At 68.8% G+C, this 9,274-nt stretch carries 5 protein-coding genes; 4 read left to right on the top strand and 1 reads right to left on the bottom strand.

Features of this window, described 5'->3' with window-relative positions:
• On the bottom strand, positions 1-794 hold a 794-nt coding region (locus VFB40_RS04705; protein WP_414642037.1), incomplete at its 3' end, for a caspase, EACC1-associated type.
• Positions 795-1,378: 584 nt separating this feature from the next.
• On the opposite strand from VFB40_RS04705, the gene VFB40_RS04700 reads away from it, so the two are divergent.
• The 4 genes from VFB40_RS04700 to VFB40_RS04685 form a co-directional block, all read left to right on the top strand.
• Positions 1,379-2,746: a ricin-type beta-trefoil lectin domain protein gene (locus VFB40_RS04700; RefSeq protein ID WP_324848033.1), complete on the top strand. Its 1,368-nt coding sequence runs from the start codon at positions 1,379-1,381 to the stop codon at positions 2,744-2,746.
• Positions 2,746-7,317, top strand: coding sequence for a carbohydrate binding domain-containing protein (locus VFB40_RS04695; RefSeq protein WP_324848032.1), 4,572 nt, complete (start codon positions 2,746-2,748; stop codon positions 7,315-7,317). Before VFB40_RS04700 ends, VFB40_RS04695 begins: the two co-directional genes overlap by 1 nt.
• Positions 7,318-7,383: 66 nt before the next feature.
• The gene (locus VFB40_RS04690) at positions 7,384-8,577 is read left to right on the top strand and encodes a methyltransferase (protein WP_324848031.1); all 1,194 of its coding nucleotides are present in this window, start codon (positions 7,384-7,386) and stop codon (positions 8,575-8,577) included.
• A gap of 100 nt (positions 8,578-8,677) precedes the next feature.
• The coding region (locus tag VFB40_RS04685; RefSeq protein ID WP_324848030.1) for a hypothetical protein at positions 8,678-9,274 on the top strand (597 nt) is incomplete at its 3' end.

Raw genomic sequence — 9,274 nt, 5'->3', positions numbered from 1 at the left:
GGATCGGGCTCCGCGGCCGCGCCGCCTCCGCCCGCGTGGTCCGCCGGGCCGGCACCGTTCGCCTGCCCCATGTGTGCGTTGCGTAGCAGCACGATCCGCCTTTCGCCTTGGCCCGGCCACAACCGTGGCGTGGGGAACTGATGGGCCGACAGGTCCTGGCCGACGTGGTGGTGCAGCGCGGCCAGGTCGAGTGCTTCTCCGGCATCCGCGACACCCTGCTGTGCGGTACGGATCAGCGAGCCGGTGAACGCGGTCAGCCGCTGCCCTGTCGGCACCCAGGACTTCGAGTCCTTCGCGGTGGCCGCGAGCACGGAGGCGCCCGGGACGGCTTCGAGGATCGCGGGCCCGGTGGAGTGGGTCGGCGGGGTCTCCCCGTCGTAGCAGTAGTCGAGGATGACGATGCGGTCCGCGGCGCGGCCTGTGTCTCGCACCAGCGCGGCGACGTCGGGATAGCGCAGCGCGCGGTAGAGCCGGGATTCGGAGGATCCGGGCAGCGCGAAGTAGAGGTCCGGGTGGCGCGGCGCGGCGAGGGTGTAGCCGGCGAGGTAGAGGATGAACGCTCCGGTAGCGGCCGCCGCCGCCTCGTAGACCACGTCGAAGACCGTGGCCGCGTCGGCCGGGTTTCGCAGCACGGTGCAGTGTTCCGGGGCAAGGCCGAGCAGGTCGGGGTCCGTCAGCAGCGCGGACAATTGTTCGACGTTCTCTGCGACGCCGGCGACCGGTCCAGGCTCTTCGGCGGGCCGGTAGTCGTCCACCGCGATGAGGACCGCGCGCGACGTGCTCGGATCTTGCACTGGCAATGCCGCCCCCTCCTCTGAGCCGCGCAGGGTTCATCAGAGATCCTGCAACGCGACAGTAAAATCCGATGCCCATTCGAGCCGCTGTAACCGAGCCGTTACCGCTGCTGGAGCTTGGGATCGATCCCACAGTGTATGCACAGTTGAGCCTGCGAATGTCGTGCCCTGAAGAATACCGGGCGCGGTCAAGTAAGCCGGGAAATCGGCTGTATCGCGGTAATTGCGGTTCGTGTGTACGTAATCTGATGTTTTGCCTGCAGTGTCGCTTTACTCTGCGCCGGAACCGATCATCAGTCCGGAAACGTGAACGGCACTCGGGTTTTTCGCGACCCGGACGGACAAGCGTTCGACCGGATATTCGGCGGCCGGCCGCGCGAACGCCACTCCCTTGACGTTAGTTGTCCGCGACCACATACTCCCAACCACCACCCCGAAGCTCAGCGGTTGAGGAGCCGGCAACGGCTCGGAAACGTTTCCAAGCGCGGCTCTGGCCGCACCGCGAGCGCACAGAACCCATATCCGCCCTGACGGCTCGGCGCGGCCGGACGGGTGCAGGCGTCCAACGCGAGAGGTCGCATGCCATGAACGAAGAGACGCGAGGTCGCGCCACTCTCCCTGACCCCGCCGTACCCACCTCACCCACCCACACCCGCCGGCGGCTGCTGCCCGGCCGCTGGTTCCGGCTGACCGCCGCCGGCGCGGCGGTCGCGCTGGTCGGGCTGTTCACCGTCGCGACCACCCAGGCGAACGCCGCGCTGCCCGGCCCGCCCTCGGGCTGGACGCAGGTCTTCGCCGACGACTTCAACGGTTCCAACGGCAGCGGCATCGACGGCCAGTGGATGTACGACACCGGCCAGGGCGTCTGGGGCACCGGCGAGATCGAGAACATGACCAACTCCACGGCCAACGTCCACCTGGACGGGGCCGGCAACCTCGACATCACCGCCCTCGGCTCCGGAAGCAACTGGACCTCCGGCCGGGTGCAGACCACCAGCGCGAACGTCGGCGCCCCGGCCGGCGGCAAGCTGGAGGTCACCGCCTCGATCCAGCAGCCCACCGGCGGCCTCGGCTACTGGCCGGCGTTCTGGATGCTCGGGCCGGGTCAGTGGCCTGAGAACGGCGAGATCGACATCATGGAGGACGTCAACGCGCTCTCCGAGGTGTCGGGCACCATCCACTGCGGCGTCGACCCCGGCGGCCCGTGCAACGAGACCAACGGGATCGGCAGCGGGCTGCGCGCCTGCTCGGGCTGCCAGTCAGGCTTCCACACCTACTCGATGATCCTCGACCGCACGAACACCTCGAACGAGTCGATCACCTTCTACCTCGACGGCGCCTCGTACTTCAGCGTCTCCGAGGGCCAGGTCGGCGCCTCGACCTGGCAGCAGGCCTTCGATCACAACCTGTCGATCATCCTCGACCTGGCCATCGGCGGCGGCTATCCGAACGGCGTGTGCGGCTGCACCACGCCGACCGGCTCCACCGCGTCCGGCGGCACCATGCGCGTCGACTACGTCGCCGCGTACACCACCAGCGGCGGCAGCCAGCCGCCGCCCCCGCCGCCCGGATCCGGCCCGGTCACCCTCGCCTACAACGGGCTGTGCCTCGACGTGCGCGGCGCCAATACCGCCAACTTCACGCCGGTCCAGGTCTACACCTGCAACGGAACGAACGCGCAGCAGTGGACCTTCGTCCAAGCCGGCACGACGCTGCACGCCCTGGGCAAGTGCCTCGATATCAACGGAGGCGGAACAGCCGACGGCACAACAGTGGACCTATACGACTGCAACAACACAGCCGCGCAGGTCTTCATCCCAGGCTCCAACGGTTCGCTCTACAACCCGCAGTCCAATAAGTGCCTTGACGACACCGGCTGGGGCGGCTCCGGCACCCAGCTGGAGATCTGGGACTGCACCGGTAACTCCAACCAGAATTGGACCCTTCCCTGATGTTCTCCCCCGTCGCTGATCGCAGCCGATCCCGCGCCCGGCGGCGAGTGACCGTGTACACGGCGGTGCTCGCCCTGCTCGCGGGTCTGCTCGGGCTGGGATTCCAGCGGGCCGCTCTGGCCGACACGGCCGCCGACGCGAACATCGCGCTCGGCGCCGCGGCCACCGCCTCCTCGGTGCAGGGGGCCGACACCCCGGCCTCCGCCGCCGTGGACGGCGACTCGACCACGCGGTGGTCCTCCGCGTGGAGCGATCCGCAATGGCTGCAAGTGGACCTCGGCGCGAACGCGGCGATCAGCGGCTTCTCCATCCAGTGGGAAGCCGCCTTCGCCACCGCGTACCACATCGAGGTCTCCAGCGACGCGACGACGTGGTCGCAGGTCTACGCGACCACGTCGGGCGCCGGCGGCACCGAGTCCATCTCGGTGCCGTCCGGCACCACCGGCCGCTACGTGCGGCTGACCGGCACCGCGCGCACCACCATCGGCGGCGCGCAGTACGGGTATTCGATCTATGAGTTCCAGGTGCTCGGACACTTCACCCAAGAAGCCGTGAGCACGAGCACTGACACGCTCAGCCTGCAGCAGGGCACGTCAATCGATCTCCCGATCAAACTCAACATGCCCTCCACGGCCCCGGTCACCGTGGACTACGCAACTTCGGACGCCACGGCCGTCGCAGGTACCGACTACACGACGGCCGCCGGAACGCTCACCTTCGCCCCCGGTCAGACCTCGCAGTCCATCCATCTGACCGCGCTTACCAACGCGCTGCACGCGCCCACCAAGACCTTCAGCGTCACCCTCGCCAACGCGAGCCCGTCCGGCACCTCGATCGGCCCGCGCGCGACCACGACCGTCAGCATCCTGAACAACAACCCGGTGCCCACCGACGGCGCCGTCGCAACGATCGACGACTTCGAGGGCACGGTCCCGTTCAGCACGGGCAACCCGGGCATCTTCACCTTCTCCTCCGACGCCGCCTCGACGCCCACGCTCACCCAGGTCGTCGCCGCCGACCGGCCCGGCGCCGCGAGCGGCAACCAGGCCCTGCAGGTCGCCTACAAGATCAGCGGCTGGGGCGGGTTCTCGCACGACCTGGCCACCGCGCAGGACTGGAGCGCGTACGACGGATTCAGCTTCTGGGTCAAGGGAACGGGCTCCGGCCAGAAGGTCGAGTTCGAGGTCAAGATGGGCGGCGCGGACGGCGAGCACGCCGAGCTGTGGCAGTCCTTCTTCACCGATGACGTCAGCGGCTGGAAAAAGGTCCAGATCGGCTTCGCGAATCTCAAGAAGCGGGCCGACTACCAGCCCTCCGGCGCCCCGAACTCCGCGCAGATCGCCCTGACCAGCATGTGGGGCTACGCGGTCAACCTGCCCGGCAACGCGACCAACACCCTGCTCTTCGACGACTTCCAGGTCTACCAGTCGCTGCGGACCATCCAGGACTTCGAGGGCGCGAATCCGATCACTGACACCAACGGCGCGCTCGCGAACACCGGCGCGTTCTCCTGGGGCGGCGACACCAACAGCACCCCGACGCTGAGCATCGCACAGCTCGACCGGCCCGGCGTCACGACCAACCACGCGCTGCGCGGCACCTGGGTCTCCGACACCAGCTACGGCGGCTTCAGCTACGACCTGGCCACGAACACGCCGCAGGACTGGAGCCCGTACGCCGGCATCGAGTTCTGGTTCTACGGCCACAATCCGAGCAACGACGCGGTGCCCGGTTCCGGACCCAAGTACGAGTTCGAAGTGAAGATGGGCGGCGCGGACGGCGAGCACTCAGAGCTCTGGCAGACCTTCTTCACCGACGACTGGCAGGGCTGGCACCTGATCCAGGTGCCGTTCTCCTCGCTCAAGCGGCGCACCGACTACCAGCCCTCCGGCGCTCCCGGCAACACCACGATCGACCTGACCACCATGCGGGGCTTCGCGCTCACCGAGCCGGCGGGTTCGGCGAACGGCGAGTTCGACGTCGACCAGTTCGCCGTCTATGGAATCAACACCGGAACGCTCGGCGCGCACGTCGGCACCTCTCAAGCGGTCTACGCGGTCAACCCCGGCGGCACCGCGACAGTCGGCGTCACGCTGACGACCGACGGCGGCAAGGCGCTGGATCACGACGTGACCGTCGACTACGCGCTCGGCGGCGGATCCGCGGCCGCAGGCACCGACTACACGGACACCACCGGCAGCCTCACCTTCGCGACCGGCTCGGCCTCAGGCAGCACGCAGTCCTTCACCGTGCAGACGATGCCGAACACCACCGCCTCCACCGCGAAAACGATCCCGATCCAGCTGACGCCCACCGGCGCCGACGTCACTGCCGACAACCCCGTCGTAGTCATCAACGCGCACGGCCTGCCGTACCTCGACTCCTCACTCCCCATCGCCGCCCGAGTGCAGGATCTACTTTCCCGCATGTCACTCGACCAGAAGATCGGCCAGATGACCCAGGCGGAGCGCGGCGACCTCGTGCACCAGTCCGACATCACCACGGCCGCGCTCGGCTCGCTGCTCAGCGGCGGCGGCTCGACGCCGACCCCGAACACCCCGCAGGCCTGGGCCGACATGATCGACTCCTTCCAGGCCCGCGCCGAAGCAACCCCGTTGCAGATCCCGCTGATCTACGGCGAGGACTCAGTACACGGAGACAACAACCTGGTCGGGGCGACCGTCTTCCCGCAGAACATCGCCATGGGCGCGACCCGTGACCCGGCGCTGGTGAAGCAGGACGGGCAGATCACCGCGACCGAGACCCGAGCGACCGGCGTCACGTGGGCCTTCTCCCCGTGCCTCTGTGTGGCGCGCGATGAGCGCTGGGGCCGCACCTACGAGTCCTTCGGCGAGGACCCGGCGCTGGTCACCCAGATGGAGACCATCATCGACGGCCTCCAGGGCGACGGCGCCCTGACCAAGAACACCAGCGTGCTGGCGACCGCGAAGCACTTCGTCGGCGACGGCGGCACGACCTACGGCTCCTCGGCCACCGGCAGCTACAAGATCGACCAGGGCGTCACCGATGTGACGCAAGCTCAGCTTCAAGCGCTCTACCTCGCGCCATTCCAAGCCGCAGTGCAACAGCACTCCGTCGGCTCCGTCATGCCGTCCTACTCAAGCCTGCAGATCATCGGCCAGGACACCGCACCGATCAAGATGCACGCCCGCGCCGACATGATCACCGGAGTGCTCAAGCAGCAGTACGGCTTCTCCGGCTTCGTGATCAGCGACTGGCAGGCCATCAACCAGCTCGGCCCGAACTACGAACAGGACATCGAGACCTCGATCAACGCCGGCCTCGATATGATCATGGTGCCGGACCAGTACACCACCTTCGAAAACGACCTGAAGGACCTCGTCACCAAGGGCCTGGTGGCCCAGTCGCGGATCGACGACGCGGTCAGCCGGATCCTTACCCAGAAGTTCCGGCTCGGCCTGTTCGAGCAGCCGTACGCGGACCGGACCAACGCCGCCACGATCGGCAACGCCGCGCACCGCGCCGTGGCCCGCCAAGCCGCGGCCGAGTCGCAGGTACTGCTCAAGAACAGCGCCGACTCAACTGGCATGCGTGCACTCCCCCTCTCCCCCACCGCCACCATCTACCTGGCCGGAAGCAACGCCGACAACCTGGGCGACCAACTCGGCGGCTGGACCGTGACCTGGCAGGGCGCCTCGGGCGACACCGACGTGGGCACCACCATCTACCAGGGAATGCAGGCTGACGCACCGAATGCCCACATCACCTACTCCGCCGACGCATCCGCACCGATGACCGGCTCCAACATCGGCGTAGTCGTGGTCGGCGAAACCCCGTACGCCGAGGGCGTCGGCGATGTCGGCAACGGTCACACGCTCGACCTCACGGCGGCCGACAAGAACGCTGTGGACAAGGTCTGCGCCGCGATGAAGTGCGTCGTGCTGGTCGTCTCCGGCCGGCCGATGAACATCGCGCCGATCCAGGCCGAGGCGAACGCGATCGTCGCCTCGTGGCTGCCCGGCTCGGAAGGTGAGGGCGTCGCCGACACACTCTTCGGCAAGACCCCGTTCACCGGTCGCCTGCCCGACACCTGGGCCAAGCAGGTGGACACCACGACGACGCCCGTGGACGTCGGCATCCCGCACACCACTGGGACGTACGACCCGCTTTACCCGTATGGCTGGGGTCTGCGGACCGACTCCGAGAAGGCCCGCGTTACCGCCGTACGCGACGCTCTGGCCAAGCAGCCCGGCTTCGTCGCGCAGCTTGGCGCGATATCCCTTAGCGCCCTGCTAGCTGCCAAGGGCAACTGGAACGCGGACGGCTCCGTGCGCAACCAATCGGCCGCGCTCATCCTGATCGCTCTCGCATCCCCGGCCGTCTCCGGAACATCACCCCCCGCCGAGCAGAACGCGAATCTCCTCGTCTCCGTGGCTCGCGACTTCGCCCAACAGGCCATCACCGCGGGCGGAGCGGCGGCCATGACGAAGACCGCGGCGACCACAGCCGACGCCGAGCACGCGCTGCCGACCGGCGACCCGGCCGCCGCGATCGCCGGCCTGGCCAAGGCGATGCTGATCGCGAAGTAGTCGCTCACCACGCTGTAAGCACTCACGGGCGGCGCTCTGCCGGGCGCCGCCCGTACCATGTGCTCCGTGACCTTCCGCCTTACCGCCCGCTGCGTCCGCGGCCTTGAGTGGATTCTCGCGGCCGAAGTGGCGGGCGTCGCGGACGGCGCCGCGCAGAAGATCAGCTTCGCCGAGCGGCAGGTCTCCTTCGAGACAGCCGAGATCGACGCCGGCTGGCTCGATCTGCGCACCGCCGACGACGTGCTGCTCGATCTGGGCACCTTGCACGGCATCGACCACACCCGTGCGGCCGTGGCCGAGCTTTCCCGACAGCTGTCGCAGATCGACTTCGGCGCGGGACTCGCCCAAGTGCAGCGGGCGCGCGGCGATGACGGCGACGATCTGCGCGCGCTCCCGTTCGACGTCGTCGTAAGCCTGCTCGGTCGGCGCAACTACAACCGGTTCATGGTCGAGGACGTCGCCGGCGAAATCGTGGCCAAGGCGGTCGGCGCGCGGTACGCCTCACGCAATCCCGCGGCGGGGTTCGGCCGCACGCCCGAGGCCGCGCAGGCCGAGTTCACGGTGCGGCTCTCGCTGACCGGCGACACGGTCGACGTGGCGCTGCGCCTCTCGCGCAAGCCGCTGCACCGCCGACCGTGGAAGCTGGACACCGGTCCCGGAACGTTGCACCCGCCGCTGGCCGCCGCGCTCGCCCGGATCGGCGGCCAAGGCCCACTCGATACGGCACTCGATCCGTTCTGCGGCGACGGCACCATCGCAATCGAGACTGCGCACGCCTTCCCGGGCGCGCGCATCGTGGCCGCCGACCTCGATCCGGAGCGATTGGCCAACGCCCGGTCGAACGCGACACGCGCCCGGGTCTCGTCACGTACGCGGTTCATCCTCGCCGACGCCGGTCAGCCGGTGTGGGCCGACGATCGGTTCGACCTGCTGGTCACCAACCCGCCCTGGAATCGGGCCGTGGGCGCGGCCGGGACGCTGGCTGACACGCTCGACCCCTTCTGGCGCGCGATCCCCGGCTCCCTGGCGCCACACGGCCGGATCTGCACGGTGGCCGAGGCGGATCTTGACGTCCCGTCACGACTTGATCGCGCTGGCTACACCGTCGCGCTCGCGCAGACGATCCGCCTGGCCGGACGCGTCTCGCACGTCATCCTCGCCGCCCCTGGATACGCTGCCGAAGTCCGGCTGCCCACCACGCTGGACCGATGGCGCGAGCGCGCGATCCGGGCCGGCATCGTGTCGGACGGCGGCTTCTAGCCTCACCGACGCGCTGTCTCGTTGAACGGGACAGGTAGCGGCGACCAGAAACTCAGCCGGGCGGTACCGGCGGGCGCGCGTGCAGTGGACACTGGGAAGCGTGGGAATCTCCGAGGTCGAGTTCCTTGGCTCGGATGAAGAGCCCGAGCCGGAACCAGAGACCGACACCGAGGCTGCAGCCAAGGGCGAACCCGGCGCGGAAGCCGTCGGCGCCGAGCCGCCGCGCCGTCGCCTCCAGTTGCCGGGTCGCGCGCTGCGCGAGCGGATCCGGGCGGAGGCCTGGGTCACGCCGGTCACCGTGCTGCTCGCGGTGCTGATCCTCGCGGTCGCCGGCGGCGCGTACGCGGTCGTGCGGAACCAGGACAAGGCCGGCGACGACTTCACTCTCACGCTGATCTCCGCGCAGTACGAGCTGCGGCAGGACGCCTCCGGCATCGACTTGCAGATGGCCGTGCAGAACATGGGCTCGACCATGGTCGAACTGACCGGGGTCTCGATCTACCAGCCGGGTCTGATCAGGTTCAGCCAGGCCGAGGAGGCGCCCGGCGTCACCGAGTTCGAGGTCGGCTCGCCCCAGCAGTCCGCGTTTGGTCTGGGGACCGCTATCACGCCGATCGCGCTGTCGCCGCGAGACGTCGAGATGGTCACCGTCCCGTTCCGCTACGACTGCTCGAACCGCGGCGAGCCCGTGGTCACG

Source organism: Actinocrinis sp., assembly GCF_035650855.1.
Lineage (GTDB): Bacteria > Actinomycetota > Actinomycetes > Streptomycetales > Catenulisporaceae > Actinocrinis.
This window is presented reverse-complemented; position numbering and strand designations above follow the sequence as displayed.

Bases quoted from the DNA above. Each gene is read 5' to 3' on its own strand.
- VFB40_RS04695 (WP_324848032.1), top strand. From the start codon at position 2,746: ATGTTCTCCCCCGTCGCTGATCGCAGCCGATCCCGCGCCCGGCGGCGA.
- VFB40_RS04700 (WP_324848033.1), top strand. From the start codon at position 1,379: ATGAACGAAGAGACGCGAGGTCGCGCCACTCTCCCTGACCCCGCCGTA.